We start from the raw sequence: 26,506 nt of genomic DNA on the forward strand, positions 1-26,506 counted from the left end.
ACGGACACACGCCGGATGCCGGACGCACGCCGGATGCCGGCGAAGGAAGAAAGGGAGGGGCAGTGACCCCCAGGCGCAGGCCGGCCGCGGCGCTGGCCACGGTGGCGATCGCACTCCCGGTCGTCGGCCTGACCGGGGCCGCCACCCCGGCCGTCGCGGACGACGCCACAGGCCAGTGCACGTTCCCCGCCCAGAACTACTCCGGGCGCCCCTGGGCGCTGCAGCGGGTGCTCCTCGACGAACTGTGGGAGCAGTCCACCGGCAAGGGCGTCCGGGTCGCGGTGATCGACACCGGCGTGGACATCAAGCACCCCCAGCTCCGCGACGCCGTCGACGCGGGCAGCGGCGCCAACTTCCTGCCCGCCAAGGCGGACGGCAAGCCCCTGGACCGGGGCAGCGCCAAGGGCACCGACGACCAGGTCGGCCACGGCACCAAGGTGGCCGGCATCATCGCCGCCCGCCGCTCCGACAAGACGGGCTTCGCCGGACTCGCCCCCGCGGCGACGATCATCCCGATCAAGCACAACGACGCCCAGGGCCACGGCAAGGTCGACGAGATGGTGAAGGCCATCGACCACGCCCGCCAGGCGGGCGCCGAGGTCATCAACATCTCCCAGGACACCGGTTCCCCCGTCGACTCCACGCCGCAGCTCAAGGCGGCCGTCGAGCGCGCGCTCCGGGCGGACATCGTGGTGGTCGCCTCCGCGGGCAACGAGGGGATGGGCGGCGCCAGCAAGAACTCCTACCCCGCCGCCTACGAGGGCGTCCTCGCGGTCGCCGCCTCCGACCGCAACGGCGAGCGCGCTCCGTTCTCCCAGTCCGGCGACTTCGTGGACGTCGCCGCGCCGGGCGTGGACATGGTCTCCACCGTCCCCGGCGGGGGACACTGCGCCGACAACGGCACCAGCTTCTCCGCGCCGTACGTCGCCGGCGTGGCCGCGCTGCTGCGGGCCAAGCACCCCGACTGGACGCAGGAGGAGGTCGTCGCGCAGATCCAGGCGACGGCGGAACGGACGGTCGCGGGGCACGACCGGCTCGTCGGGTGGGGCGTCGTCGACCCGGTGCGGGCGCTCACCGAGGACGACCGGCCCACCCGTTCCCCGGAACCCGACGGCGGCCTCGCCGGCGCGGAGCCGCCGTCGCCCGCGCCGATCACCCTCGGCGAGGCCCCCGACGAACGCGACGCCCGCCTCGGCACCTACGTCGCCCTCGCCGCCGCCGCCACGACCGCCGCCCTCACCGGCACCGCCATCGCCCTCCGCGACGCCCGCCGCCGACGGCGGGGGATCACCGCGGCAGACAGTTCAGCGACTTGACGGTGGCGGGCATGTAGGCCCGCATGAAGCGCTCCACGTCGCGTTCGCGGTTCGCTGTTGTCGCGGCACCACGGTGGAACTTGATCCCCAGGGTGAAGTGCGTTCCCCCGGCAGCGTCCCGGCACCTTGTCGTTGCCAGGGCCCCGTCACGTCCAACAGCGGCCTGCTGGCCGATTCCCTGGACGGGCCGGGGGGCGACCAGTCCGACGACACCGCTGTTCCTGGCGAGCTCCATCAGGTCGGGGGCCGCTCCGCCGCGAGCGAACCAGAGCGACAGCGTCTTCTCGTCACCGGCCGACACGATGCACCACGACGCCCCGGGTTCCCGGAAGCCGGCGCTGGTCCGCTCGGAGATCTTGCGTGGTCCGGGAAGGAGGCCGGACAGTTCGGCACCGACCGGAGTGCCGCAGAGCGATTGGGGGCGGTCGACGCTCTCGTGCCATCCGCATGAGCCGACGAGAGGTGCAAGCAGGACAAGCGCGGCAACCGGGAGGGTGCGGCGCATCACCGCGGCACCCCCGTGAACCCCTTGCAATGGTTGCGACCACCGTCCGTGGCTGTGGTGATGCTCGAATAGACGTCCGGGGGAGTGGCGCCTCCCGAACCGTGCACACGCCACCACGTGTCGGCGAACGCGCTGAGTTGCCTGGAGCGATCGAGGTATTCGTCTGCGTACCGGCCCGACACCTGATTGTGGTACCGCTTCTTTTCGTCCTCGACCCAGCTCTCGGTCGAGTTCTCCACGGCAAGCTGAGCCTCGCCCGACACGATCGGGAGATGCCCGGCGATCATCTTCGCGTATTGCACCCAGTCAGGTTCGTCGGGCACCGCGCTGTCCATGGTCAGCGCCTGATTGCGGGCCTCCTCCAAGAACCCGATGGTGCGACCCGAAAGGATGAGTGACCCCTCGGGAGACTCGTGCGTCACCTCGTGCAGCGCTGTCACGATGGGGGTGTTCATTCCGACGTTGAGCGCCGCATATCCATGGGCATCGCGTGAGGTCTGCTTAGCGACTTCGAACAAGGCGTCCTGGGCGATCGGCGTCGAATGGGGCCCGAATGCGCTGGCGACCTCGTGCACCGTTGCCCCGTGGTTCGCCAGGATGCGCCCCATGGGTTCACGCAATTGGTGAGGGAAGTCGTCTTCGCTGGTCGCCAAGTGTTTGACCGCGAATTGGAACGCCCTGTCGTTCGCCTCCGTGTGCTCCACGAATGAAGCAGCCTCCTCGCCAGGCGTCACGCCCGTTGTGGCCGCCTCCAATGCCGCAGCGAAGCCGGCGTACCCGTCTCTGTCGATGTGGTCCGTGTCGTGGTCCGGGAGTGGTCCACCTGAGCTTTCCAGCAGGGTGCTCCTCCAGTCACGCTCCGCGGCGAGGTACTTCATCCGCTCCTCGTGCTGCAGATAGGCCGCCGCCCCCTCGGGGTCCCGGCTCATCAGTCCCAGCACCCCGTCCACCGGGTCGTTGGCGAACCAGCCGTCCTTCCCGTCCACCGGGCCGACCATGTCCCACAGGTCGGGATCCTTCCGCTCCGCCGCGATCAGGTCGTCCCCCAGATCCGCGAGGTACGGGGAACCGAACTCCCCGCCCTGCCCCATCAGGGTCACCAGCGACTGGTAGCCGCGCTCCGCGGCCATGTGGTCCGCCGCGAACTGCGAGCCGTACTGGCGGATGCCCGCCTCCCGCATCTCGGCCCGCCACCCCTCGTACCACGGTGACCCCGTGTCCCGTGTCGCCGACGCCAACGTCCGCGACAGTCCCGACGCGATGTCCGCCATCCCGCGCGCCTGCTCGCCGCCGACCGTGTGGACCAGGTCGTTCGCCCGGCTGCCGATCGTGAGGAGCCCCTCCGCCCCGAGCCCGCTCAGGAACATCCGGCTGAAGTTCGCGTCGTGCTGGTTGTCCCGGAACAACCGGCGCAACTCGTCGACCTCCGCCGCGCCCAGCGTCGCCCCGTCGGCCATCCGCCTCGCCAACTCGCCGCCGGCCCGCGCCTCGTACCCCTCGACGTCGTGCAGTGCCTCCGCGTTGAACCCGCCGGCCGTGCCGTCGTCGCGGCGCCCGTCCCGCGTCGCGGCCCGCAGCGCGAGGGCGACCCCCGCGTCGGCGTCGTCGACCGCACGTACCGCGGCGTCGATCCGCCGCTGCCACTCCTCGGCCGACCCGCAGGTCTCCCCGGGCGCGGGCGGCCGCGCCTCCGTGTCCACCGTGACGACGCCCCGCCCGGAGATCCGCAGCCCCGCCGCCACCGCCTCCGCCCGCACCGTCTCGAGACGCTTGCGGAGGCCGGCGAACTGCGCGTACGCGTCCTGGAGCAACGAGCAGACGGCCAGGGCCTCCTTCCGCGCCGCCCGGTACTCCGCAAGCGTCACGTCGAACGCGGACCCCGCCTCCTGGGCCGCCACCCCCGTCCAGCTCCCCGGCTGCCCGGCGCCCGCCGCGACCGCGTGCACCTCGCTCAGGTAGTCGCCCTCCTGCGTGGCGAACTCACCCGCCATGTCGCGCCATTGCTCGGCGGCGTCCATCAGCGCGGAAAGCTCCGCGTTCATGACCTCGTGGTACGTCGGCACCGCGGTCCCCCTCTCCTAGAACGAGTCCAGCGGCGAGGGCCGGCGCAGCCCCTGCTCGACCGCGAGGTCCGTGCCGGTGTAGAGGCGTGCCGAACCACCGAGGGCGGTCCGCTCCGCGCCCAGCCGGTGCATCAACGCGTCGACCTGGCCGTTCCACGCCTCCTGGGCCTCGCGCAGCGCCTTGCCGCTCACCCAGCCGTCCCCGTCCTCCGCGGCGAGCGCCTTCACCGCTCGCCCCGTGGCCGTCTCGGCGGCCCGGCCGGCCTTGCGGGTACCCGGCTCCAGCCGCAGCTCCAGCGCCCGGGCCGCGGCCCTCTTCCGGACCGGGGACGACACGAGATCCGGCTGTGTCCCGGCCGACTCCTCCAACGACACCGATGTGTCCTCCGTCAACTCATGCGCACTTCAAGTGATCAATCAGTGACGGAAGGTAGCAGTGCGGGAGAGGGGCGCGCGCACGCGCTCGGGCCACGGGCCCGCTGCGCGACGGCCTCGCCCCCACGAACCAGGCCCCTTCGTGATCAACGCGCTGAACTGGAGCTTCACCCCCAGGTGTTGCGCGTGACGACGCCGTGCGGCCCCGGAGCACCGGGCCTCCGGTGCGCGCGTGAGGCGGGTGGTGTAGACGTAGAGCCCCCACTGCCGGTGGAAGCGCCTGACGCCTCCACGGTGATCGCAAGCTGTATCAAGGCCGTTGCACAAGGCAGTTGGGAGTGTCACGGGAAGTGACTACAGTGGTCTTGTTGCGACATGAACGCTTCACGGGTCGGGCCAGGGCCACTGAAGCGGGCGACGACAACGGGGAGATGACACGATGGCGCTGCCACTGGACGACGGCGCGGGCGTGGGTGTGCCGCGTACCGCCGACCTCAGGCGAGGCGTTGAGGCGCTCAGCTCGTTCAAGAAGCGTGTCGACGCGGTGCTCGCCGACCTGAACGGGTCGCCTGCCAACGCGCAGCAGGTGGCCAGCCTGACCCTGACGCGCGACGCGCTGGCCGGCGGCGGGGCCTTCGGCGAGGCGGTCGGCCTCTATTCCCAGTACGCCCGGGCCCACGAGCGCGTGAGCTCCCTGTCGCGGACGCTCGGTCTGCAGATAGAGGCGCTCCAGATCGCCGTGCACGGAGCGGACGTCGGCTTCGACAACCTCGAGGAAGAGACGCGGCGGCGGTTCTACGAGATCAAGGCGGATCTTCGGCTTGAGCAGGAGCGCGAGCAGGAGCAGGCGCGCAACGCCAAGCGGCAGTACGAAGGCGGGTTCTGATGGGGAGCAACGACGACAAGAACTACGACGCGCTGATCTCGGACGAGCTCCAGCAGGTCCAGGAGAACGCCGATGTCATCAACATCGTCAACGCGATCGAGCAGGCCTTCGACGGGTTCCTGCCCGGTGGCGGCACCCGCTTCTTCGGCCGTACCAGCTTCGAGGGCCACCGCCTCAACGACATGATCGACATGGTGGAACCCACCAAGCCCGAGCAGGTCGAAGAGGTCGGCACGTCGCTGCTGAAGGCGGGAGAGGCGATCAACGCCGCCGCTCAGTTGCTCGGTGGCGACATCGACGCCGTCGACTGGGAGGGCGATTCGGGCGACGCCTTCCGCACCTGGAGCAAGAACCTCGTCACCAAGGCGGAGGCCCTCGCGACCTACTCGAAGGCGGTCGGCGAGCAGATCACCCTGGCCGGCTCCGGCCTCGCCTCGGTCCGCAAGTCGATGCCGCCGCGTGACACGCGGGACGACCCGAAGTCCGTCTCCGACATCCCTCCGGCCAAGCGGGTGGAGAGCAACGAGGAGTATGCCGCCGCGCTGAAGGCGGAGCAGCACCGGCAGGAGGCGATCAACCAGATGATCCGCCTCTCCTCCTTCTACGCGGTGTCCGAGGAGACTCTCGCTGCGCAGGAGCCTCCGACGTTCGAGCCGATGCCGAATGTGGCTGTGCCGCCGCCGAGCGAAAGGGGCGCCCCGGTCACCCCGGTAACGGGGGGTGGTGGGTCTGCAGGCTACGGGAGTGACCCCGTCGTCGCTCCGCAAGCCGGAGGTGCTGGTACGACTGCCGTCGCCGGACGTGTCGACGGCACTTCGGCGGGGACGGCTCCGGAGATCGTTCCGAGCTCCAACGGGTCGATGCAGATCGACAGCGTGGCCACGGCACCGCCTCCTCAGGAAACCACTCGGCCCGTGACGGCGGCGCCCACGCCCACCACCACCGGCCCTGCGGCAACGGTTACGCCCGTCCCGCCCGTCATGACCAACCTCGGTGGCCGCCCCGCCGGGGGCACGACCGGAGGCGTCAACGCGCGACAGACCCCGATCACCGCACAGGGTCAGGCTCCGCGGGGCACGACGAGCGGCACCGGCCCCGTCGGTCAGGCGGGCGGGCGCGGCCCGATGGGTCCGATGGGCCAGCAGGTGCCCGCGCACGGTCGCACGGGCGCGCCGGGGGCCACCGGTGCCAGGGGGCCCATGAGCCCCATGGGCCCGACGGGACAGCCGACGACCACCGGTCGCGCAGCGGGTGCGGGCGCCCGAGGGGTGACGGGTCCCATGGGACCGACGGGCCAGCCCACGGCTGCCGGACGCACCGGTGCAGGGACGCGCGGTTCCGTAGGGCCGATGGGGCCGGGTCAGGCGGTCACCGGACGACAGACCGGTGGGCGTGGCGCCGGTCCCGTGATCGGAGGCATGCCCGCGTCGCACGGCACGGGTGCCGGCGGCAGCGGGTCCGGACGTCAGGGGGTTCGCCCCGTCCAGAGCGGTGCCACGGCGGCCGGGGGAGTGGTCGGTGGGCGTCCCGCCGCCACCGCGCCCAACGGGCCGAACGGCACCCGCGTACCACGCGGCACCGTCATCGGCGGTGAGACCGGCGCCGTTCGTGGTGCGGGCGAGCAGCCAGGGCGCAGGGGCGTCGTCGGGGCCCCGGCGACACCGGTCGTGGGGGCAACGGGCGCCGGCAGGTCCTCCGGGCAGCAGGGTCAGAGTCCCAAGGCGCCTCCTGGCGGAGTGGTCGGGGCCCTGAAGCCGACAGGATCCCGGCGGAGTCGCAGCAAAAAGCGTGCATCCGATGGTGAACGGCGCGAGACGCCGCCCAACAACGGCTGACGGACGGAACGAGGACAGGCGAAGGACATGGTGTCGGTCATCAGCAGACCCGGTGGGCGGGCGCCCAGGGGGATCGGACGGAGCATGCGCGGGCGGGTGGCTGTCGTCGGAGCGGCGCTTGGCGCGTTCGCCATGGTGTCAGTAAGCGTGGTCCCGTCCGCTTCTGCGGCGGAGGCTCTGGACGCCTGGCACCTCGATGCCATGAAGGCCGAGCAGATGTGGAAGGTCAGCACCGGCGAGGGTGTGACCGTCGCCGTCATCGACACAGGGGTCAACGCCGACACGTCTGCACTCGAAGGCCAGGTCGTGGAAGGCGACATCTCCGGAGCGGCGGCATACAAGGCCACCGTGGACTACACCGGACACGGCACGTCGATGGCGGAAACCATCGCAGGGACCGGTGCGGGCGGTGGCATCAAGGGGCTGGCACCCGACGCCAAGATCGTGCCCATTCGCATCGACCTGAAGGGCCTTGAGGACAAGGCCGACAGGAAGAAGGCGCCCAGCATCGCTGAGGCGATCAGGGCGGCGGCTGACAGCGACGCGAAGATCATCAGTATGTCGTTCACAAGCCCTTACATCATCGCCGAGGAGGCAGAGGCCGTTGCCTACGCCTACTCCAAGGGCAAGTTGCTGTTCGCCGGTGTGGGCAACGAAGCCGAAAAGGACACCTTCGGTGGCAAGCACATCGGATATCCAGCCGGTTATCCGTACGTCGTAGGCGTGTCCGCGGCGGACAAGACTGGCACCGTGGGCAAGTTCTCCGAGCACGGTGCTGACGTCGACCTCGCCGCGCCGGGGCTCGACCTGCCCGCATGGTGTGACCGCAACTTCACCCGGTACTGCACTGTGGAGGGCACAAGTTCTGCCACCGCCGTCGCCTCCGCCTCGGCCGCCCTCGTCTGGTCCGCCCACCCCGACTGGACCAACAACCAGGTACTGAACGCCCTGCTGGAGACCGCCGGCCGTGACTGGCCCCGGGAGCAGCCGAGCAACTACCTCGGGTACGGGCTGATCCGCCCCCGAGTGGTGCTGGCCGAGCCGGGCTTCGACCCCGGTGCCCCCGATGCCGACCCGCTGATCAAGGAGCACGAGTCCGCCTTCAAGGCCAGCTCCGACTTCAAGCCCACCCCCGAGCCCATCCCCAGCACCTCGGCCGGAGCCTCCTCCGGGGCCGAGGCCGAGGGCGAGGCCCCGGCGGACGCGGGCAAGCCCGCCGCCGGCGGGGAGGGTGAGACCGCCGCCGCCGAGGCCGGCGACGGCAGCAGCCTCGTGTGGCCGATCGCCGGTGCGATCGCCGCCGTGGTGGTGATCGGCGGCGTCACCGTCGTCGTCCTGCGGAAGCGACGCTCCGCCTGATCCGCGCGGCCGTGAGCCGCACCGGAGCCCAACCGACCAACCGACCGGCACATCACGACCGTTGACGAAGGGATCACAGGTCATGTCAGAGGGACAGCTTCTCCGGGACAGCGAGGTCATCGCGCTCGAGAAGAACATCGTCGACCGCTTCGAGTCGATCAAGGGTCAGATGACCCGGCTGCAGGGCACCATCGACCAGCTCGAGGGCCACTGGCGCGGTATCGGCGCCAACGCCTTCAACCGCAAGCAGGTCGAGATCAACGAGCACATGCGTGACATCGGCCAGCTGCTCGTCAAGTTCCTCGAGAACATCAACATGACCCGCAAGGACAAGGACAACCTCGAGGACGAGGTGCGGGCCACGATCGACTCGATCGACGTGCAGTACGGCGGCAAGACCTCCGCGCTCAACGGCTACTGAGCCGACCCGGCGCCGACTCACGAGATCGGCACCGCAACCACCTGACGAGGACGAGCAGAGACGAGGAACATCATGTCCATGAGCCAGGACGAGCTTGCCGTCAAGTACGGCGGTCTCGACGCGCTGACCACCGAGCTGGGCAACCAGGCGAAGAAGCTGGACACCGACCTCCAGGCCCTGAAGTCCGCGATCGCGCAGGCCGCGACGGGCTGGGAGGGCGAGTCCGCCGCCGCGTTCCAGCAGGTGATGGTGGAGTGGGACAAGCACGCCAACGCCATCCACACCGCGCTGATGCAGATCGGCCAGAAGGTCAGCCAGGCCGGCGGTGACTACCGCGGCGGCGACCTGAAGGCGGCCAGCTACTTCCAGGGCTGACAGCCTCGGGCACACGCACCGGAACCGGGGCGGGACGCGCACGGAGGGCGCCCCGCCCCGGTTCCTTGTGCCCTCACGCCGCCCGCGCCAGGGCCTTCACCCCACCTGCGCCCAGGCCCTGGCCCGGGCCCAGGCCCGGACCGCAGGTCACCCCCACGGCCCCTCCGGCACGAGCCCCGTCTGCACCAGCGGCTTCCCCCGCTTGCGGGAGACGAAGACGCCCCGCCCCGCCGGCATCGGCCGCGGCCGGACCCCGCCGAGCAGGTCGCCCTCGGCCGGGTCGCCGGCCAGGACCACGCCCTGGGCGCCCAGTTCCTTGATGCGCTGCACGAACGCCTCGTAACCGGCCCGCCCGGCGCCCGCGCTGGAGCGGGCGATGATGAACCGCACGCCCACGTCCCGCGCGAACGGCAGGAGTTCGGTCAGCCCGGCCAGCGGGTTGCCCTGCGAGGTCGACACCAGGTCGTAGTCGTCGACCACCACGTACACGTTGGGCCCGCTCCACCAGCTGCGGTCCCGCAGCTGCTGCGCGGTGACGTCGGCGGTGGGGGAGCGGCGCCGCATCAGGTCCGCCAGCGCCGCCATGTGGTGCTCCATGGTGTTGGACATCGGGATGTACTCGGCCAGGTGCGAGTCCGGCGTGACGTCCAGCAGCGAGCGCCGGTTGTCGACCACGAACAGCTTGCACTCGTCGCCCGGGTACCGCAGCGTGAGCTGCCGGATCAGCAGCCGCAGCAGGTTGGACTTGCCGGACTCGCTCTCCCCGAAGATCAGGAAGAACGGGTCCTGGTCGAAGTCGACGAACACCGGCTCCAGGTTGTTCTCGTCCAGCGCGAACGCCACGCCGCGCTCCGGGAACCGGTCGCCGCCCGGCAGCTGCTCCAGCGGCAGACGGCGCGGCAGCAGCCGCACCTGGGGCGCGCCCGGCGCCGTCCAGTGCCGGGAGACCTCCGAGGCCAGCGCCGCCGTCGCGTCCGCCAGGTCGGAGTCCGAGGTCAGGCCGTCGATGCGCGGCACCGCCGCCATGAAGTGCAGCTTCTGCGGCGACTGGCCGCGCCCCGGCACGCCCGCCGGCACGTTCGCCGCCACCTTCCGGTCGAACTCGGAGTCCATCGGGTCGCCGAGCCGCAGCTCCAGCCGGTTCATCAGCTGGTCCTTCAGGTTCGAGCGGACCTCCATCGACCGCGAGGCGGTGATGACCAGGTGGATGCCGTAGCCGAGACCGCGCGCCGCGATCTCCAGCACCAGCGGCTCCAGCGCCTCGTACTCGCCCTTGAAGTTGCCCCAGCCGTCGATGAGCAGGAAGACGTCGCCCCACGGCTGGTCCGTCACCGGGATCACCCCGCGCGCACGCCGCGCCCGGAACTCCGCGATCGACGGGATGCCCGCCGACCGGAAGTACTCCTCGCGCCGGTTGAGCACCCCGTACACCTCGGCGACCGTGCGCCGCACCCGCTCCGGGTCCAGGCGGGAGGCCACACCGCCCACGTGCGGCAGGCCGTCGAGCGCCGCCATGCCGCCGCCGCCGAAGTCCAGCCCGTAGAACTGCACCTCGTGCGGGGTGTGGGTGAGCGCGAACGCCGACACCAGGCTCCGCAGCAGCGTCGACTTGCCGGACTGCGGACCGCCCAGGATCTGCATGTGGCCGGCCGCGCCCGAGAAGTCCACCCACAGCGGGTCGCGCCGCTGCTCGAACGGCTTGTCCACGATGCCCACCGGCACCACCAGACGCCCCGCGCCCTCGTACCCGGGCTGGGTGAGGCCGCGGCCCTCCACGGCCGTCAGGCCCGGCAGCAGACCGTCCAGCGACGGCGGGCTGTCCAGCGGCGGCAGCCACACCTGGTGCGCCGCCGGGCCCTGCGCCTCCAGCCGCTTGACGATCACGTCCAGCACCGTGTCCGCCAGCGCGTCGTCCGTCCCCGGCGCCGCCGACTCCTCGCGCTGCCGCGGCACCGAGGCGTAACGCACCGGCACCTCGGCGGCGGTGAACAGCACCGGCCGCCGGTCCACCGGCAGCGGCCCGCCCGCCAGCGCCGCCTGCTGCGCGCCCGAACGGTAGACGCCGGACACGTAGGCGGCCTTGAACCGCACCATCTCGTCGGTGCCGAACTTCAGGAAGCCGGAACCCGGCACGTTCGGCAGTTCGTAGGCGTCCGGCACGCCCAGGGCCGCCCGGGACTCCGCCGCCGAGAAGGTCCGCAGACCGATCCGGTACGACAGGTACGTCTCCAGGCCGCGCAGCCGGCCCTCCTCCAGGCGCTGCGAGGCGAGCAGCAGGTGCACGCCCAGCGACCGGCCGATGCGGCCGATCTGCACGAACATCTCGATGAAGTCCGGCTTGGCGGTGAGCAGTTCGCTGAACTCGTCGATGACCAGCACCAGCGAGGGGATCGGCTGCAGCGCGGCGCCCGCCGCGCGCGCCTTCTCGTAGTCGTGGATGTTCGCGTAGTTGCCCGCGTCCCGGAGCATCTCCTGGCGGCGGTTGAGCTCACCGCGGATGGAGTCGCCCATGCGGTCGACCAGCGTCAGGTCGTCCGCCAGGTTGGTGATCACCGCGGCCACGTGCGGCATCCGCGCCATCCCCGCGAAGGTCGCGCCGCCCTTGAAGTCGGCGAGCACGAAGTTCAGCGTCTCCGAGGAGTGCGTGACCGCCAGGCCCAGCACCAGCGTGCGCAGCAGCTCCGACTTGCCGGAACCGGTCGCGCCCACGCACAGACCGTGCGGGCCCATGCCCTCCTGCGCGGCCTCCTTGAGGTCCAGCATCACCGGACGGCCGTCCTCGCCGACACCGATCGGCACCCGCAGCCGCTCCGCCAGCGCCCGCGGCCGCCAGGTCCGCTTCGGATCCACCGAGGCGGCGTCGCCCAGGTTCAGCAGGTCGGTGAACTCCAGGTTGGCCAGCAGCGGTTCGTCGTCGTCCCCGCCGGAGGCCATCCGCAGCGGCGCCAACTGCCGCGCCAGCGCCTCGGCCGACGCGTACGACAGGGCGTCCGGCGTCCCCTCGTACACCGCGCCGTGCGCCGACTCCAGCCGCAGCGAGGACGGCCGCACCGACATCGCCAGGTCGCCGGGGGCGCCCACCTGGTCACCGGGCACCACCTCGATCACGGTGACGCCCTGCAGCCCCTCCGGGTTGGCCAGCACCGAGTCCTGCGGCAGCGACACCCCGTCCAGGACCAGGACCAGGTGCGGCGTGTCCGGCAGCGGCGGCGCCGCCGGGTGGAAGCGGGGCCGGCCCGACAGGCGCGCGGCCAGCAGGTCCTCCAGCGCCCGCGGGTCCTCGGCGATCAGCCGGCGGCTGCCCGCGCCGTCCGGGCCGCCCGGCGCCTGCGCGTGCGGCAGCCACTTGGCCCACTCCCACTGCTCGGCCGCGCCCCGGCCCGCGGCGACCGCCACGACCAGGTCCTCGGGGGAGTGCAGCGAGGCCAGCGAGCCGGCCATCGCCCGCACCAGGGCCCGCGCCGACTCCGCCTCGCCGCTCACCGTCACCCGGTAGAACGCCCGCAGGGACACCGCCATCGGCAGGTCCTCCAGCGTGGAGTGCACCGCCACGAACCGCTGCATCGCCCCCGCGGTCAACGGCTCCAGCTGGTCCACCGGCCCGGTCTGCGGCGCGATCAGCGGCGACGCCAGCTGCTGCGGCCCCAGGCCGATCCGCACCTGCGCGAAGTCCTCGTCGCCGGGCCGCCGTTCCCACACCCGGCTGCCCTCGGCGACCAGCGCCCACAACTGCTCGGGCGAGGGGTGCAGGTAGTACTGCGCGTCCCGCTGCGCCGTCGCGGTGTCCACCGCCCGCTGCCGCACCTGCGTCAGGTACCCCAGGTAGTCACGCCGCAGGTCGGCCAACTGCCCCTGGTTGCCCCGGCGGAACCGCACCACCATCGCCACCGACATGGCGATCGTCGAGGCGATCATCACCATGCCCATGATGCGCATGAACGGCCGGTCGCTCATGAAGAAGAAGACCACCGAACCGCCCATGCCGAGCGTCGGGAGCAGCTGCATCAGCACGCTCTCCTGCGGCCCGCGCGGCAACTCCGGCGGTGGCTGCAGCACGATCTCTTCCGTGGGCACCTCGGACGGCAGCGCCCGCGGCGGGCGCTTCACGACGATGTGGCTCACTGGTCACCAATCCCCTTGCCGGGCTCCGCCATTGTCCAGGGCTCCCCGTGGTCCGGGTACGCGGGCCGCGGCGTGATCCTACTGAGTCCGCCATCGGCCGGTGAGCGGTATGGTGCCGGATGTTCGCCCCGACCGGACGGCCAGGGCCGCCCGTCGGCGCGGACACACGTGAACGAGCCCGGACAACAAGGACGTTCGGCAGCGACGGAACGCACCACCGGCGTCCGGCACCCACCGGACCACCGCGGTTCCGTCACACGCGCACGTCACACGCACCCGTCACCAGCGGTCGTCCCACGCACCGTGACCGCACACCACCACCGAGGGGGAGCAGAAGGTGAGCACCACGGCCTCCGCGCCGGCCACCGGACAGGCCGGCCCCGGACCGGCGGGCCCGTCCGGAACGGGCGCCGGCTCCGGACTCGGCTTCTGCCGGGTCACCATCGTCGCGCCCGACAGCCGCATCGACGTGGCGCTGCCCGACGACATCCCGGTCGCCGACCTCTACCCGGAGATCCTCCGGCTGTCCCGGCAGAGCCCCGAGGAGGGCGCGCCCGTCGGCTACCACCTGGTCCGCCGTGACGGCACCGTCCTCGACAGCGCCCGCTCCTTCGCGGCCCAGCGCATCCTCGACGGCGAACTGCTCACGCTGCGGCCCTTCTCCGCCTCGCTGCCGCCCGCCGTCTTCGACGACGTCTCCGAGGCCGTCGCCTCGGCCGTCTCCCGCGACCGCACCCTCTGGAACGGCGACCTCACCCGCACCGGCGGTCTGGTCGCCGGAGCGGTGCTGCCCGCGCTGCTCGCCTTCGTCGCCTGGACCTCCCACCCCGGCCACGACATGCACGGCCTGCCCGGCATCCTCGCGGCCATCGCCGGCGTCGTCCTGGTCGTCCTGGCCTGCGTCCGCGCCCGCGTCTACGACGACCGCGCGGCCGCCCTCGCCCTCGGCCTGGGCGCGCTGCCCAACATGGGCGTGGCCGGCTCCGGCCTGCTGCCCCTCGCGGAGGGCACCGGCGTCGGCAAGCTCCAGTTCCTGCTCGGCTGCGCCGCCGTCCTGCTCGCCGCCCTGGTGCTGATGCTCTGCTCCCCGCGCGGCGACGGCCCCTTCGTGGCCTGCGTGGTGGCCTCCGCCCTCGCCACGGCCACCGTCTTCACCGCCCTGCTGGCCCGCTGGAACGCCACCGAGACGGCCGCGCTCTGCGCCCCGCTGGCCGTCGGCGCCCTCGCCTTCCTCCCGGGGATGTCGCTGCGGTTCGCCCGCCTCCCCATCGGCTTCGACCCGCCGCGCACCGGCGCCTCCGCCGCCTACGGCCTCGAGGCCGAGCCCCAGGACCCGGTCGACCTGCACCGCGTCGAGGAGCGCACCCGGCGCGGCCACGAACTCCTGGTCGGCCTGGTCGGCGGCTGCGCGCTGGTCGCCGCCGTCGCCTGCGCGGTCCTCGGCTTCTCCGACGACCTGTGGGCCCGGCTCCTCGCCCTGGCCACCGGCGTCGCGCTGCTGATGCGGGCCACCCTGTTCCGCTACACCGCGCAGGTGGGCCCGCTGCTCGCGGCCGGCCTCGCCGCCCTGGTGCTGCTCGGCCTCGGCCTCGCGCTCAACCCGCCGGCCACCGCCGACCCCTCCGCGCTGGAACTGCGCACCGTCTGGCTGGTCGCCGCCATCGCCGTCACCACGGCGCTGATCACCGGCATCGGCCTGATCGCCCCGCGCGGCGGCCCCACCCCCTTCTGGGGCCGCTTCCTGGAGATCGCCGAGTCCTTCGTCCTGCTCACCCTGGTCCCGCTGGCGCTCGCCGTCTTCGGCGTCTACGAGGCGGTCCGGGCGATGACCGGCTGACCGGCCGTGCCGCCGACCGGCCGTGCGGCAGTACGGCGAGGGGGGTGCGGCGGCCGCCGCACCCCCCTCGCCGTGGTCCTGGGCTCAGTTCTCCCCGGCCTCCCCGGCCGGCTCCAGGTCGAACTCGCCGTCCCGCGCCCCCAGCACGAAGGCCCGCCACTCCGCCTCCGTGTACCGCAGCACGGTGCCCGGGTCCAGCGACGACCGCATCGCCACCGCCCCGCCCGGCAGGTGGGCGATCTCCACCCGCTCCTCGTGCTGCTCCGTGCCCGGCGCGGAGTGCCACTCCACCCCGGAGATGTCCAGCGCGTACAACTCGTCCCGCTCCCGCTCCTTGCGGGCCTTCACGTCTTCCTCTGTCTCCGCCATGCGAAGCCCCTTCCGAACGGGCCCGAACCCGGGCCGGGTCGATCCGCGACGTACCCTAGTGCCCGGTCCACCGCCCCCGGCCGACTTCGGCGACCCGCGCGAAGGACCCCCCTGCGGTCCTGGTACTCTGGGCGACGGCCGTTTGTGTACGCGCCACCGGACCCGCCCGAGGCGGTCTGGAGGACGCGCCCAGCGGATCCCCGCCTCCCGAGTAACGGAAGCTCCCCCGAGACACAGACCGGGGGCACTCGGTGGCCTTTTGTGGACATCACAAGGAGTACGCGTGTCGCTCGACGCCGCTACGAAGAAGCAGATCATCACCGAGTTCGGCACCAAGGAAGGTGACACCGGCTCCCCCGAGGTCCAGGTCGCGCTCCTGACCCGCCGCATCTCCGACCTGACGGAGCACCTCAAGAGCCACAAGCACGACCACCACTCCCGTCGTGGTCTGCTGATCCTGGTCGGCCAGCGTCGCCGCCTGCTGCAGTACCTGGCCAAGAAGGACATCCAGCGCTTCCGCGCCCTGGTCGACCGCCTCGGCATCCGCCGTGGTGCGGCCGGCGGCGCCAAGTAGGACGCCGTGAAGGGAGCGGTTCCCGCGGAGGGGGCCGCTCCCTTTGCCGTACGCACGGAAACGTGCGAGGTGTCGGCCACACTTTGTAGTGTGGTAGCACGACGCACGTCACACGACACAGCGTGAACAGTGTGATCGCGGGGCCCACACGGGGTACTCCGTAACACTGGTCGCACCACGAACCGTCCGTGTGGACGGTTCACCCGAACGAGGGGAAGCGCACCTCGCCGCCGCCGGTCCTCGGTAGTGGCCCCCGGGGAGACAGCCCCGGGTGCTTCGATCGAAGACCGGCCCGCAAGGTACGGCGCGCTTCTCCGCCGAGTCCCCCTGCCACACGGGCAGCCAGGGACGAAGACGAGGAGAAGAACACTGGTGGAGAACGAGACCCACTACGCCGAGGCCGTCATCGACAACGGTTCCTTCGGCACCCGCACCATCCGCTTCGAGACGGGCCGCCTGGCCCGTCAGGCCGCCGGCTCCGCCGTGGCCTACCTGGACGACGACACCATGGTGCTGTCGGCCACCACCGCCTCCAAGAACCCCAAGGACCAGCTCGACTTCTTCCCCCTCACGGTGGACGTCGAGGAGCGGATGTACGCCGCCGGCAAGATCCCCGGCTCGTTCTTCCGCCGCGAGGGCCGTCCCTCCGAGGACGCCATCCTCACCTGCCGCCTGATCGACCGCCCGCTGCGCCCCTCCTTCAAGAAGGGCCTGCGCAACGAGATCCAGGTCGTCGCCACGATCATGGCGCTCAACCCCGACCACCTGTACGACGTCGTGGCGATCAACGCCGCCTCCGCGTCCACGCAGCTGGCCGGCCTGCCCTTCTCCGGCCCGATCGGCGGCGTCCGCGTCGCGCTGATCAACGGCCAGTGGGTCGCCTTCCCCACGCACACCGAGCTCGAGGACGCCGTCTTCGACATGGTGGTCGCGGGCCGCGTCCTGGAGGACGGCGACGTCGCGATCATGATGGTCGAGGCCGAGGCCACCGAGAAGACGATCAAGCTCGTCGAGGGCGGCGCCGACGCGCCGACCGAGGAGGTCGTCGCCGCCGGTCTGGACGCCGCGAAGCCCTTCATCAAGGTGCTCTGCAAGGCCCAGTCCGACCTCGCCGCCAAGGCCGCCAAGCCGACCGGCGAGTTCCCGGTCTTCCTGGACTACCAGGACGACGTCTTCCAGGCGCTCTCCTCCGCCGTCCGCCCCGAGCTGTCCCAGGCGCTCACCATCGCCGGCAAGCAGGAGCGCGAGGCCGAGCTGGACCGCGTCAAGGGCCTCGCCGCCGAGAAGCTCCTCCCGGAGTTCGAGGGCCGCGAGAAGGAGATCTCCGCCGCCTACCGCGCGCTGACCAAGCAGCTCGTGCGGGAGCGCGTCATCAAGGAGAAGAAGCGCATCGACGGTCGCGGTGTCACCGACATCCGCACCCTGGCCGCCGAGGTCGAGGCCATCCCGCGCGTGCACGGCTCGGCGCTGTTCGAGCGTGGCGAGACCCAGATCCTGGGCGTCACCACCCTCAACATGCTCCGCATGGAGCAGCAGCTGGACACCCTCTCCCCGGTGACCCGCAAGCGCTACATGCACAACTACAACTTCCCGCCGTACTCCGTCGGCGAGACCGGCCGCGTCGGCTCCCCGAAGCGCCGCGAGATCGGCCACGGCGCCCTCGCCGAGCGCGCCATCGTGCCGGTCCTGCCGACGCGCGAGGAGTTCCCGTACGCGATCCGCCAGGTCTCCGAGGCCCTCGGCTCCAACGGCTCCACCTCCATGGGGTCCGTCTGCGCCTCCACCATGTCGCTGCTGAACGCCGGTGTGCCCCTCAAGGCCCCCGTCGCCGGCATCGCCATGGGTCTGATCTCCCAGGAGATCAACGGTGAGACGCACTACGTCGCCCTCACCGACATCCTCGGTGCGGAGGACGCCTTCGGCGACATGGACTTCAAGGTCGCCGGCACCAAGGAGTTCGTGACCGCCCTCCAGCTCGACACCAAGCTGGACGGCATCCCGGCCTCCGTGCTCGCCGCGGCCCTCAAGCAGGCCCGCGACGCCCGCCTCCACATCCTCGACGTGATGATGGAGGCCATCGACCGGCCCGACGAGATGTCCCCGAACGCCCCGCGGATCATCACCGTCAAGATCCCGGTGGACAAGATCGGTGAGGTCATCGGCCCCAAGGGCAAGATGATCAACCAGATCCAGGAGGACACCGGCGCCGAGATCACCATCGAGGACGACGGCACCATCTACATCGGTGCCTCGGACGGACCGGCCGCCGAGGCCGCCCGCGCCACGATCAACAGCATCGCCAACCCGACGATGCCCGAGGTCGGCGAGCGTTACCTGGGCACGGTCGTCAAGACCACGACCTTCGGCGCCTTCGTCTCCCTGATGCCCGGCAAGGACGGTCTGCTGCACATCTCGCAGATCCGCAAGCTGGCCGGCGGCAAGCGCGTGGAGAACGTCGAGGACGTCCTCGGCGTGGGCCAGAAGGTCCAGGTCGAGATCGCCGAGATCGACTCCCGCGGCAAGCTCTCCCTCGTCCCCGTGATCGAGGGCGAGGAGCAGGACGACGCGAAGGACGACAGCGAGAAGTGACCTCTCGTAGCTCCACGGCGACGGCCCGCACCGGCTCCCCGGTGCGGGCCGTCGCCCGTACCCAAACCCTGATCAAGGGCCAGAACGGCGGCGGCACCGTCCGCCGCACCACCCTCCCCGGCGGCCTGCGGATCGTCACCGAGACCCTCCCCTCGGTGCGCTCGGCGACCTTCGGCATCTGGGCCAACGTCGGCTCCCGGGACGAGACCCCGGCGCTGGGCGGAGCCACCCACTACCTGGAGCACCTGCTCTTCAAGGGCACCTCCCGGCGCAGCGCGCTCGACATCTCGGCCGCGATCGACGCGGTCGGCGGCGAGATGAACGCGTTCACCGCCAAGGAGTACACCTGCTACTACGCCCGCGTGCTGGACACCGACCTCCCGCTCGCGATCGACGTGGTCTGCGACATGCTCACCGGTTCGCTGATCCGCCAGGAGGACGTCGACGTCGAGCGCGGCGCGATCCTCGAGGAGATCGCGATGACCGAGGACGACCCGGGCGACTGCGTGCACGACCTGTTCGCGCACACCATGCTCGGCGACACCCCCCTCGGCCGCCCGGTCCTCGGCACGGTGGACACCGTCAACGCGCTGAACGCCGACCGGATACGGCGCTTCTACAAGAAGCACTACGACCCGACCCGCCTGGTCGTCGCCGCGGCCGGCAACCTCGACCACGGCAAGGTGGTCCGCCAGGTCCGCGCCGCCTTCGAGAAGGCCGGCCTGCTCACCGACCCCGAGGCGGTCCCGGTCGGCCCCCGCTCCGGCAGCCGCACCCTGCGCACCGCCGGCAAGGTCGACCTGGTCTCCCGCAGGACCGAGCAGGCCCACGTCATCCTCGGCATGCCCGGCATCGCCCGCACCGACGACCGCCGCTGGTCGCTGGCCGTCCTCAACGCCGCCCTCGGCGGCGGGATGTCCTCCCGCCTCTTCCAGGAGGTCCGGGAGAAGCGCGGCCTCGCCTACAGCGTGTACTCGTACACCTCCAGCTTCGCCGACTGCGGCCTCTTCGGCGTGTACGCCGGCTGCCGGCCCAGCCAGGTGCACGACGTGCTGAAGATCTGCCGCGACGAGCTCGACCGGGCCGCCGCGGAGGGCCTGCCGGACGAGGAGATCGCCCGCGCCGTCGGCCAGCTCAAGGGGTCCACGGTCCTCGGCCTGGAGGACACCGGCGCGCTGATGAACCGCATCGGCAAGAGCGAGCTGTGCTGGGGCGACCAGATGTCCGTCGACGACGTCCTGGCGAGCATCGACGCGGTCACCCCCGATGATGTGCGGGAGGTCGCCCGGGACATCCTGGGCCGCCGTCCGTCCCTCTCGGTCATCGGCCCGCTCAAGGACAAGCAGGCCTCCCGCCTGCACGAGGCCGTGGCCTGAGCCGACCGGACCCCGCGGGGCCCGCGAAAGGAAGCAGGAGCAACATGAGCAAGCTGCGTGTGGCGGTCCTCGGCGCCAAGGGGCGCATCGGCTCCGAGGCCGTCAAGGCGGTCGAGGCCGCCGAGGACATGGAGCTGGTGGCCGCCCTCGGCCGCCACGACAGCCTGGACGCCCTGAGGTCCGCGGGGGCCCAGGCGGTGGTCGAGCTGACCACCCCCGACTCGGTCATGACCAACCTCGAGTACTGCGTCGCCCAGGGCATCCACGCCGTCGTCGGCACCACCGGCTGGAACGACGAGCGGCTGGCGACCCTCGGCGGCTGGCTCGAGGCCTCGCCCGCCACCGGCGTGCTGATCGCGCCGAACTTCTCCATCGGCGCCGTCCTCACCATGCAGTTCGCGCAGATCGCCGCGCCCTACTTCGAGTCGGTGGAGGTCGTCGAACTGCACCACCCGAACAAGGTGGACGCCCCGAGCGGCACCGCCCGGCGCACCGCCGAGCTGATCGCCGAGGCCCGCCGCACGGCCGGCAGCGCGCCCATGCCCGACGCCACCGCCACGGCGCTGGACGGGGCCCGCGGCGCCGACGTCGACGGCGTCCCGGTGCACGCGGTCCGCCTGCGCGGTCTGCTGGCCCACCAGGAGGTCCTGCTCGGCGGCGAGGGCGAGACCCTCACCGTGCGCCACGACTCCCTGCACCACAGCAGCTTCATGCCGGGCATCCTGCTCGGCGTGCGCCGCGTGGTGGAGACCCCGGGCCTGACCCACGGCCTCGAGCACTTCCTGGACCTGGGCTGACGACGAGATGCGCGCGAAGATCACCTATGCCGTCACGGCGCTGGCCCTGATCGCCTACTTCGTCCTGGCCGGCAGCCGCGGCGTCATGCTCATCCAGGTCGGCACCCCGCTGACCGTCGCCCTGGGCGCCGCCGTGCTGGTGCTGCCCGCGGTGGGCCTCTGGTTCCTCTGGAAGAACACCCAGTTCGCCCGCCGGGCGGGGGTTCTCGCCGCCGAACTCGAGGCCGAGGGCGGACTCCCGGTCGACGACCTCGAGCGCACGCCCAGCGGGCGCATCGACCGCGACTCCGCCGACGCCGTCTTCGCCCGCCGCAAGGCGGAGACGGAGGCCGCCCCGGAGGACTGGCGCACCTGGTTCCGGCTCGCCGTGGCCTACCATGACGCCCGGGACACGACGCGGGCCCGCAAGGCCATGCAGCGGGCCATCCAGCTCCACGACGGCTGACCGGAAGCCCCACGGCCCCGCCGCCCCTCTCCGGGGCAGCGGGGCCGCCTCGTACGGTTCGCGGGGCAGCGCCGCCCCCGCCCGGCATGGGCAGGGCAGCGGTGTTCCGTACGGCTGCAGCGGGGCGGCGCAACCCTCGCCAGGCTCCGGCAGGGGCAGCGCCGCCCCCTCCCGGCTCCGGCAGGGCAGCGGTGACCGTACGGCTCCGGCAGGTCCGGGGGCGCCCCCGCACGCCTCTTGCACGGCAGGGCCGACTCCGTACGCCTCTGCGGGGCAGTGGCGAACCAACGGCCCTCGCAGGGCGGCGGCGTCCAGCAGCGCTGCAGGGCGCCGGCGGCGTTTCTACAGCCCTGCCGGGCGGCGGCGACATCGCACGGCTCTCGCAGGTGGGCGGGGCCGGCTTCGTACGGTTCACCGGGACAGCGGCGACCCTGCCGGCTCCTGCGGGGCGGCGGCGACGCCGCACGACCACCCGGGGCGGCCCAGGGGCGGCAGCGCCCGTCGTACGGGCTCTAGCCGGCCCTCCGGCGCGCGGCGGAGACCATCCGGTACTCGTCGGCCCACGCCTCGACCGTGTCCGACGCCCGGTCGAACGCGGCCGGGCGGTTCAGGAAGTCGGCGCCGTGGGTGCTGAGCAGCACCACCGGCCCGTCCGCCGGCGCCCCGGCGCTCCGCCCGCTCCGGGCCTCCAGCACCAGCCCCTGGCCCTGCACGGTACGCGGCAGGCCCATCCAGCGGACCGGCTGCTGCACCACCCGGAGCGTCCCGACCCGCGCCCACGGCGTGGTCCGCGTCGTGAGGAACGCGACGTGCCGCAGCCCCGCCGAGCTCACCCAGACGCCGATCCGCAGACCGCGCAGCGCCGCGGCGATCATCAGCACCGCGAGCCCGAACCAGATCCAGGCCGCCGTCACCGACGTGGTCGCGGCGATGATCATGGCAGCGACCAGCACGAACGAGGCGAGCAGCAGCACCAGCGCGGCGAGGCCGACCCGCCACGGGCCCGGCCGGTAGGGCCGCCGCCACCGCTGACGGTCGTGATGCGGCAGGACCACGTCCTCCGTCTCCCCGTCGAACGCGCGGTCGGCCGTCAGAAAGGGCAGGGGCACGGCGGGTCCTCACTCGATCCACGATCCATACACACGAACGATGTCCGGTGAGGCTATCGAGCCGTGTCCGGGCCCACCACCCAGGGGCCGCCCGATCGGCCGGGCGGGCCGGAGCCGAAAGCCGCGGACGGGGTCAGATCGCCGCATGCCGTTCGTCGTAGAGTGAGCGACTGCCTGCCGAGGGCCGCCCCGCAGGGCCGAAACCACCCCCGACCTCGCCGAAGGAATGCCGCACCGTGACCGACACCCCTCCCGACGACCTCACGCCCAGCTTCCGGAGCGACGTCACCGTCGAACTGGTCAAGCACACCGCCTCGGACGCCGACGTGCTGTTCGCCGCCCGCGTCTCCACCGTGGGCGAGCAGTCCCTGGAGGAGCTGGAGAAGGAGCCGGGACGCTCCAAGGGGCTGATCAACTACCTGATGCGCGACCGCCACGGCAGCCCCTTCGAGCACAACTCGATGACCTTCTTCGTCAGCGCCCCGATCTTCGTGATGCGCGAGTTCATGCGCCACCGCGTCGGCTGGAGCTACAACGAGGAGAGCGGGCGCTACCGGCAGCTCGAGCCCGTCTTCTACGTCCCCGGCGCCGACCGCAAGCTGGTCCAGCAGGGCCGCCCCGGCAAGTACGAGTTCGTCGAGGGCACACCCGACCAGCAGGAGACCGTCACCCGCGCCATGACGGAGACGTACCAGGAGGCCTACCGCGCCTACCTGGAGATGCTCTCGGCCGGTGTCGCCCGAGAGGTGGCCCGAGCGGTCCTGCCCGTCGGCCTGTTCTCGTCCATGTACGCCACCTGCAACGCCCGCTCGCTGATGCACTTCCTCGGCCTGCGGACCAAGCACGAACTCGCCCGGGTGCCCTCCTTCCCGCAGCGCGAGATCGAGATGGTGGCGGAGCGGATGGAGCAGGAGTGGGCCAAGCTCATGCCGCTCACCTACGAGGCCTTCAACAGCAACGGCCGCGTCGCCCCCTGACCCGGACGGCCTTCGCACGGACGCGTACGCTTCCTCCGCCCGAAGTGTCCGGATTGCAGGACTTCGCGAAGTTCATCTAGCCTGACGATACGGGCCCGGCACTGCTTGAACCCCCGAGCAGGCAGTGCCGGGATCCCGTTCGTCCGCAATGTCCGACCCCCGAGGGCGCACCAGGCCCGGTGCAGCGAGTAGCGTGTTAGGCATGGCACCGACCTCCACTCCGCAGACCCCCTTCGGGAGGGTCCTCACCGCCATGGTGACTCCGTTCACGGCGGACGGCGCGCTCGACCTCGACGGCGCCCAGCGGCTTGCCACCCACCTCGTGGACGCCGGCAACGACGGTCTGATCGTCAACGGCACCACCGGTGAGTCGCCCACCACCAGCAACGCGGAGAAAGCGGCCCTCCTGCGGGCCGTCCTGGAGGCCGTCGGCGACCGGGCCCACATCGTCGCCGGCGTCGGCACCAACGACACCCACCACAGCATCGAGCTCGCCCGCACCGCCGAGGAGCTCGGCGCCCACGGCCTGCTCACCGTGACGCCGTACTACAACAAGCCCCCGCAGGAGGGCCTGTACCGGCACTTCACGGCGATCGCCGACGCCACCGGCCTGCCGGTGATGCTCTACGACATCCCGGGCCGCAGCGGCGTCCCGATCACCACGGAGACCCTGGTCCGCCTCGCGGAGCACCCGCGGATCGTCGCCAACAAGGACGCCAAGGGTGACCTGGGCGCCGCGAGCTGGGCGCTCTCCCGTTCCGGACTGGCCTGGTACTCCGGCGACGACATCCTGAACCTGCCGCTGCTGTCCATCGGCGCGGTCGGCTTCGTCTCCGTCGTCGGCCACCTGGTCGCCCCGGACCTGCGCGCGATGCTCGAGGCCCACCTCGGCGGCGACGTGCACAAGGCCGCGGAGATCCACCAGAAGCTGCTCCCCGTCTACACGGGCGTCTTCCGCACCCAGGGCGCGATGACCACCAAGGCCGCCCTGACCCTGCAGGGTCTGCCCGCCGGACCGCTGCGCGCCCCCCTCGTCGAGCTGTCTCCGGCGGAGCTCGAGCAGCTCAGGCTCGATCTCACCGCGGGCGGGGTACAGCTCTGAACACCGGACTTCACAACTGAATACGCAGGGCTGACAGCGCCTGCACCTTTCACACGACAACTGCTTCCGCACGAACGTCACGCGCGCCACGTGCCCCCGGGCACGTGGCGCGCGTGGTGAGGAGAGTCTTTTGAGTCATCCGCATCCTGAACTCGGCCCGCCGCCCAAGCTCCCCAAGGGCGGACTGCGGGTCACCCCGCTCGGCGGCCTCGGTGAGATCGGTCGGAACATGACCGTCTTCGAGTTCGACGGCCGCCTGCTGATCGTCGACTGCGGCGTGCTCTTCCCCGAGGAGGAGCAGCCGGGAATCGACCTGATCCTGCCGGACTTCTCGTCCATCCGGGACCGCCTCGGCGACATCGAGGGCATCGTCCTGACCCACGGCCACGAGGACCACATCGGCGCGGTGCCCTACCTGCTGCGCGAGCGGCCGGACATCCCGCTGATCGGCTCCAAGCTGACCCTCGCCCTGATCGAGGCCAAGCTGCAGGAGCACCGGATCCGTCCGTACTCCCTCGAGGTCGCGGAGGGCAACCGGGAGCGCCTGGGCCCCTTCGACTGCGAGTTCGTCGCGGTCAACCACTCCATCCCGGACGCCCTCGCGGTGGCCATCCGCACCCCCGCGGGCATGGTCGTGCACACCGGCGACTTCAAGATGGACCAGCTTCCGCTGGACGGCCGCCTCACGGACCTGCACGCGTTCGCACGGCTGAGCGAGGAGGGCATCGACCTCCTGCTCAGCGACTCGACGAACGCCGAGGTCCCGGGCTTCGTCCCGCCGGAGCGCGACATCTCGAACGTGCTGCGTTCGGTCTTCGCCGGCGCCCGCAAGCGCGTCATCGTGGCCAGCTTCGCCAGCCACATCCACCGCGTCCAGCAGATCCTCGACGCCGCCCACGAGTACGGCCGCAGAGTCGCCTTCGTCGGCCGCTCGATGGTCCGCAACATGGGCATCGCCCGGGACCTCGGCTACCTGCGGGTGCCGCCGGGCCTGGTCGTGGACGTCAAGACGCTGGACGACCTGCCGGACCACGAGGTCGTGCTGGTCTGCACGGGTTCGCAGGGCGAGCCGATGGCCGCGCTGTCCCGCATGGCCAACCGCGACCACCAGATCCGGATCGTCCCCGGCGACACCGTGATCCTGGCGTCCTCGCTGATCCCGGGCAACGAGAACTCGGTGTACCGGGTGATCAACGGCCTCACCCGCTGGGGCGCCAACGTCGTCCACAAGGGCAACGCCAAGGTCCACGTCTCGGGCCACGCCTCGGCCGGCGAGCTGCTGTACTTCTACAACATCTGCCGCCCGCGGAACCTGATGCCGGTGCACGGCGAGTGGCGCCACCTGCGCGCCAACGCCGAGCTGGGCGCCCTGACCGGCGTCCCGCACGACCGCATCGTGATCGCCGAGGACGGCGTGGTCGTCGACCTGGTCGACGGCAAGGCCAAGATCACCGGCAAGGTGCAGGCCGGCTACGTGTACGTCGACGGCCTCTCCGTCGGCGGGGTGGGCGAGCCCGCGCTCAAGGACCGGAAGATCCTCGGCGACGAGGGCATCATCTCCGTCTTCGTGGTGGTGGACTCCTCCACCGGCAAGATCAGCGCGGGCCCGCACATCCAGGCCCGCGGCTCCGGCATCGAGGACAAGGCCTTCGGCGACGTCCTGCCGAAGCTGGTCGAGGTGCTGGAGCGCCAGGCCCAGGAGGGCGTGGTGGAACCGCACCAGATGCAGCAGCTCATCCGCCGCACGCTGGGCAAGTGGGTGTCCGACACCTACCGCCGCCGACCGATGATCCTGCCGGTCGTCGTCGACGTCTGATCAGGCACGCCAGGCAGTGCACGCGGAGGGGAGCGCCTCGATTTGCATACGGGCGCTCCCCTCCAGTACGTTTACGGCTCCGCCCAGGGGGCACCCGCAACGCTTACGGCGTCCAGGGGTGCCGACCAGGAGGGCGGGAAAACCGACTCGGAGCTTCTGCTAAAGTCGGAACCGCCGGAAAGGAAAAGCGCCGCGAAAGTGGTGCTGGAACTGGAAAGCACCGAGGAAATCGGAACGGAAACGGTCTGATAGAGTCGG

General features: G+C 71.6%; 21 protein-coding genes. 15 read left to right on the plus strand and 6 right to left on the minus strand.

The genetic code is table 11. From position 1 onward, the window contains the following. Positions 1 to 128 precede the first annotated feature (128 nt). Positions 129 to 1,316: a type VII secretion-associated serine protease mycosin gene (gene mycP / locus ABZ836_RS21490; RefSeq protein ID WP_361144475.1), complete on the plus strand. Its 1,188-nt coding sequence runs from the start codon at positions 129 to 131 to the stop codon at positions 1,314 to 1,316. Here the strand turns inward: mycP and ABZ836_RS21495 are convergent. The 3 genes from ABZ836_RS21495 to ABZ836_RS21505 are packed head-to-tail and all read right to left on the minus strand — an operon-like array spanning position 1,288 to position 4,259. Further along, positions 1,288 to 1,821 (minus strand): hypothetical protein, encoded by a 534-nt coding sequence (locus ABZ836_RS21495; protein WP_361144432.1) that lies wholly within the window; start codon positions 1,819 to 1,821, stop codon positions 1,288 to 1,290. The genes mycP and ABZ836_RS21495 overlap by 29 nt on opposite strands. Next, positions 1,821 to 3,863, minus strand: coding sequence for a DUF6571 family protein (locus ABZ836_RS21500; RefSeq protein WP_361144435.1), 2,043 nt, complete (start codon positions 3,861 to 3,863; stop codon positions 1,821 to 1,823). The genes ABZ836_RS21495 and ABZ836_RS21500 overlap by 1 nt, the downstream gene beginning before the upstream one ends. 36 nt (positions 3,864 to 3,899) lie before the next feature. Further along, the gene (locus ABZ836_RS21505; protein WP_356136307.1) at positions 3,900 to 4,259 is read right to left on the minus strand and encodes a hypothetical protein; all 360 of its coding nucleotides are present in this window, start codon (positions 4,257 to 4,259) and stop codon (positions 3,900 to 3,902) included. 439 nt (positions 4,260 to 4,698) lie between these two features. Between ABZ836_RS21505 and ABZ836_RS21510 the strand changes: the two genes are divergently transcribed. The 5 genes from ABZ836_RS21510 to ABZ836_RS21530 all read left to right on the plus strand — a co-directional run bounded on the left by ABZ836_RS21510 (position 4,699) and on the right by ABZ836_RS21530 (position 9,135). Further along, positions 4,699 to 5,145: a hypothetical protein gene (locus tag ABZ836_RS21510; protein ID WP_356136309.1), complete on the plus strand. Its 447-nt coding sequence runs from the start codon at positions 4,699 to 4,701 to the stop codon at positions 5,143 to 5,145. After that, positions 5,145 to 6,980 carry a hypothetical protein gene (locus ABZ836_RS21515; RefSeq protein ID WP_361144438.1) on the plus strand — a complete coding sequence of 612 codons (1,836 nt, stop codon included), beginning with the start codon at positions 5,145 to 5,147 and terminating at the stop codon, positions 6,978 to 6,980. Before ABZ836_RS21510 ends, ABZ836_RS21515 begins: the two co-directional genes overlap by 1 nt. A 96-nt stretch (positions 6,981 to 7,076) precedes the next feature. After that, entirely contained in the window at positions 7,077 to 8,339 is a 1,263-nt protein-coding gene (locus ABZ836_RS21520) for a S8 family serine peptidase (protein ID WP_361144441.1), read from the plus strand. 82 nt (positions 8,340 to 8,421) lie between these two features. Further along, positions 8,422 to 8,760 (plus strand): WXG100 family type VII secretion target, encoded by a 339-nt coding sequence (locus tag ABZ836_RS21525; protein WP_356136315.1) that lies wholly within the window; start codon positions 8,422 to 8,424, stop codon positions 8,758 to 8,760. Positions 8,761 to 8,832: 72 nt separating this feature from the next. After that, complete coding sequence (locus ABZ836_RS21530; protein WP_356136317.1) at positions 8,833 to 9,135, plus strand: WXG100 family type VII secretion target; 303 nt, start codon at positions 8,833 to 8,835, stop codon at positions 9,133 to 9,135. 147 nt (positions 9,136 to 9,282) lie between these two features. On the opposite strand, the gene eccCa is transcribed toward ABZ836_RS21530, so the two are convergent. After that, entirely contained in the window at positions 9,283 to 13,257 is a 3,975-nt protein-coding gene (gene eccCa, locus ABZ836_RS21535) for a type VII secretion protein EccCa (protein ID WP_361144445.1), read from the minus strand. Positions 13,258 to 13,594: 337 nt separating this feature from the next. Between eccCa and eccD the strand changes: the two genes are divergently transcribed. Further along, a complete protein-coding gene (gene eccD, locus ABZ836_RS21540) occupies positions 13,595 to 15,094 on the plus strand; it encodes a type VII secretion integral membrane protein EccD (RefSeq protein WP_361144448.1) in 1,500 nt (499 codons plus the stop codon). A gap of 84 nt (positions 15,095 to 15,178) precedes the next feature. Here eccD and ABZ836_RS21545 read toward each other — a convergent pair whose 3' ends face one another. Beyond that, positions 15,179 to 15,463 (minus strand): DUF397 domain-containing protein, encoded by a 285-nt coding sequence (locus ABZ836_RS21545; RefSeq protein ID WP_356139411.1) that lies wholly within the window; start codon positions 15,461 to 15,463, stop codon positions 15,179 to 15,181. 283 nt (positions 15,464 to 15,746) lie between these two features. Here ABZ836_RS21545 and rpsO point away from each other — a divergent pair, with 283 nt between their 5' ends. The 5 genes from rpsO (at position 15,747) to ABZ836_RS21570 (ending at position 21,244) form a co-directional block, all read left to right on the plus strand. Next, the gene (gene rpsO, locus ABZ836_RS21550; RefSeq protein ID WP_108954112.1) at positions 15,747 to 16,037 is read left to right on the plus strand and encodes a 30S ribosomal protein S15; all 291 of its coding nucleotides are present in this window, start codon (positions 15,747 to 15,749) and stop codon (positions 16,035 to 16,037) included. A 372-nt stretch (positions 16,038 to 16,409) separates the two neighbouring features. Beyond that, entirely contained in the window at positions 16,410 to 18,626 is a 2,217-nt protein-coding gene (locus tag ABZ836_RS21555) for a polyribonucleotide nucleotidyltransferase (RefSeq protein ID WP_356139409.1), read from the plus strand. Beyond that, on the plus strand, positions 18,623 to 20,002 hold the full coding sequence (locus tag ABZ836_RS21560; RefSeq protein ID WP_361144452.1) for a pitrilysin family protein: 1,380 nt from the start codon (positions 18,623 to 18,625) through the stop codon (positions 20,000 to 20,002). Before ABZ836_RS21555 ends, ABZ836_RS21560 begins: the two co-directional genes overlap by 4 nt. Positions 20,003 to 20,046: 44 nt before the next feature. Then, entirely contained in the window at positions 20,047 to 20,799 is a 753-nt protein-coding gene (gene dapB / locus ABZ836_RS21565; protein ID WP_361144455.1) for a 4-hydroxy-tetrahydrodipicolinate reductase, read from the plus strand. A gap of 7 nt (positions 20,800 to 20,806) precedes the next feature. Next, positions 20,807 to 21,244: a hypothetical protein gene (locus ABZ836_RS21570; RefSeq protein ID WP_361144458.1), complete on the plus strand. Its 438-nt coding sequence runs from the start codon at positions 20,807 to 20,809 to the stop codon at positions 21,242 to 21,244. Between the two features lie 512 nt (positions 21,245 to 21,756). Here ABZ836_RS21570 and ABZ836_RS21575 read toward each other — a convergent pair. Continuing rightward, positions 21,757 to 22,353: a hypothetical protein gene (locus ABZ836_RS21575; protein ID WP_361144461.1), complete on the minus strand. Its 597-nt coding sequence runs from the start codon at positions 22,351 to 22,353 to the stop codon at positions 21,757 to 21,759. 236 nt (positions 22,354 to 22,589) lie between these two features. Here ABZ836_RS21575 and thyX point away from each other — a divergent pair, with 236 nt between their 5' ends. The 3 genes from thyX to ABZ836_RS21590 all read left to right on the plus strand — a co-directional run bounded on the left by thyX (position 22,590) and on the right by ABZ836_RS21590 (position 26,248). Next, the gene (gene thyX / locus ABZ836_RS21580) at positions 22,590 to 23,330 is read left to right on the plus strand and encodes an FAD-dependent thymidylate synthase (RefSeq protein ID WP_356139401.1); all 741 of its coding nucleotides are present in this window, start codon (positions 22,590 to 22,592) and stop codon (positions 23,328 to 23,330) included. Between the two features lie 202 nt (positions 23,331 to 23,532). After that, on the plus strand, positions 23,533 to 24,432 hold the full coding sequence (gene dapA, locus ABZ836_RS21585; RefSeq protein WP_356139399.1) for a 4-hydroxy-tetrahydrodipicolinate synthase: 900 nt from the start codon (positions 23,533 to 23,535) through the stop codon (positions 24,430 to 24,432). Between the two features lie 130 nt (positions 24,433 to 24,562). Further along, complete coding sequence (locus ABZ836_RS21590) at positions 24,563 to 26,248, plus strand: ribonuclease J (RefSeq protein WP_356139398.1); 1,686 nt, start codon at positions 24,563 to 24,565, stop codon at positions 26,246 to 26,248. Positions 26,249 to 26,506 lie beyond the last annotated feature (258 nt).

It is taken from the genome of Streptomyces sp. NPDC047130, from assembly GCF_040643475.1.
GTDB lineage: Bacteria > Actinomycetota > Actinomycetes > Streptomycetales > Streptomycetaceae > Streptomyces.

Bases quoted from the DNA above. Each gene is read 5' to 3' on its own strand.
- ABZ836_RS21495 (WP_361144432.1), bottom strand. From the start codon at position 1,821: ATGCGCCGCACCCTCCCGGTTGCCGCGCTTGTCCTGCTTGCACCTCTC.
- ABZ836_RS21500 (WP_361144435.1), bottom strand. From the start codon at position 3,863: ATGAACGCGGAGCTTTCCGCGCTGATGGACGCCGCCGAGCAATGGCGC.
- ABZ836_RS21510 (WP_356136309.1), top strand. From the start codon at position 4,699: ATGGCGCTGCCACTGGACGACGGCGCGGGCGTGGGTGTGCCGCGTACC.
- ABZ836_RS21515 (WP_361144438.1), top strand. From the start codon at position 5,145: ATGGGGAGCAACGACGACAAGAACTACGACGCGCTGATCTCGGACGAG.
- ABZ836_RS21525 (WP_356136315.1), top strand. From the start codon at position 8,422: ATGTCAGAGGGACAGCTTCTCCGGGACAGCGAGGTCATCGCGCTCGAG.
- ABZ836_RS21530 (WP_356136317.1), top strand. From the start codon at position 8,833: ATGTCCATGAGCCAGGACGAGCTTGCCGTCAAGTACGGCGGTCTCGAC.
- ABZ836_RS21545 (WP_356139411.1), bottom strand. From the start codon at position 15,463: ATGGCGGAGACAGAGGAAGACGTGAAGGCCCGCAAGGAGCGGGAGCGG.
- dapB (WP_361144455.1), top strand. From the start codon at position 20,047: ATGAGCAAGCTGCGTGTGGCGGTCCTCGGCGCCAAGGGGCGCATCGGC.
- ABZ836_RS21570 (WP_361144458.1), top strand. From the start codon at position 20,807: ATGCGCGCGAAGATCACCTATGCCGTCACGGCGCTGGCCCTGATCGCC.
- dapA (WP_356139399.1), top strand. From the start codon at position 23,533: ATGGCACCGACCTCCACTCCGCAGACCCCCTTCGGGAGGGTCCTCACC.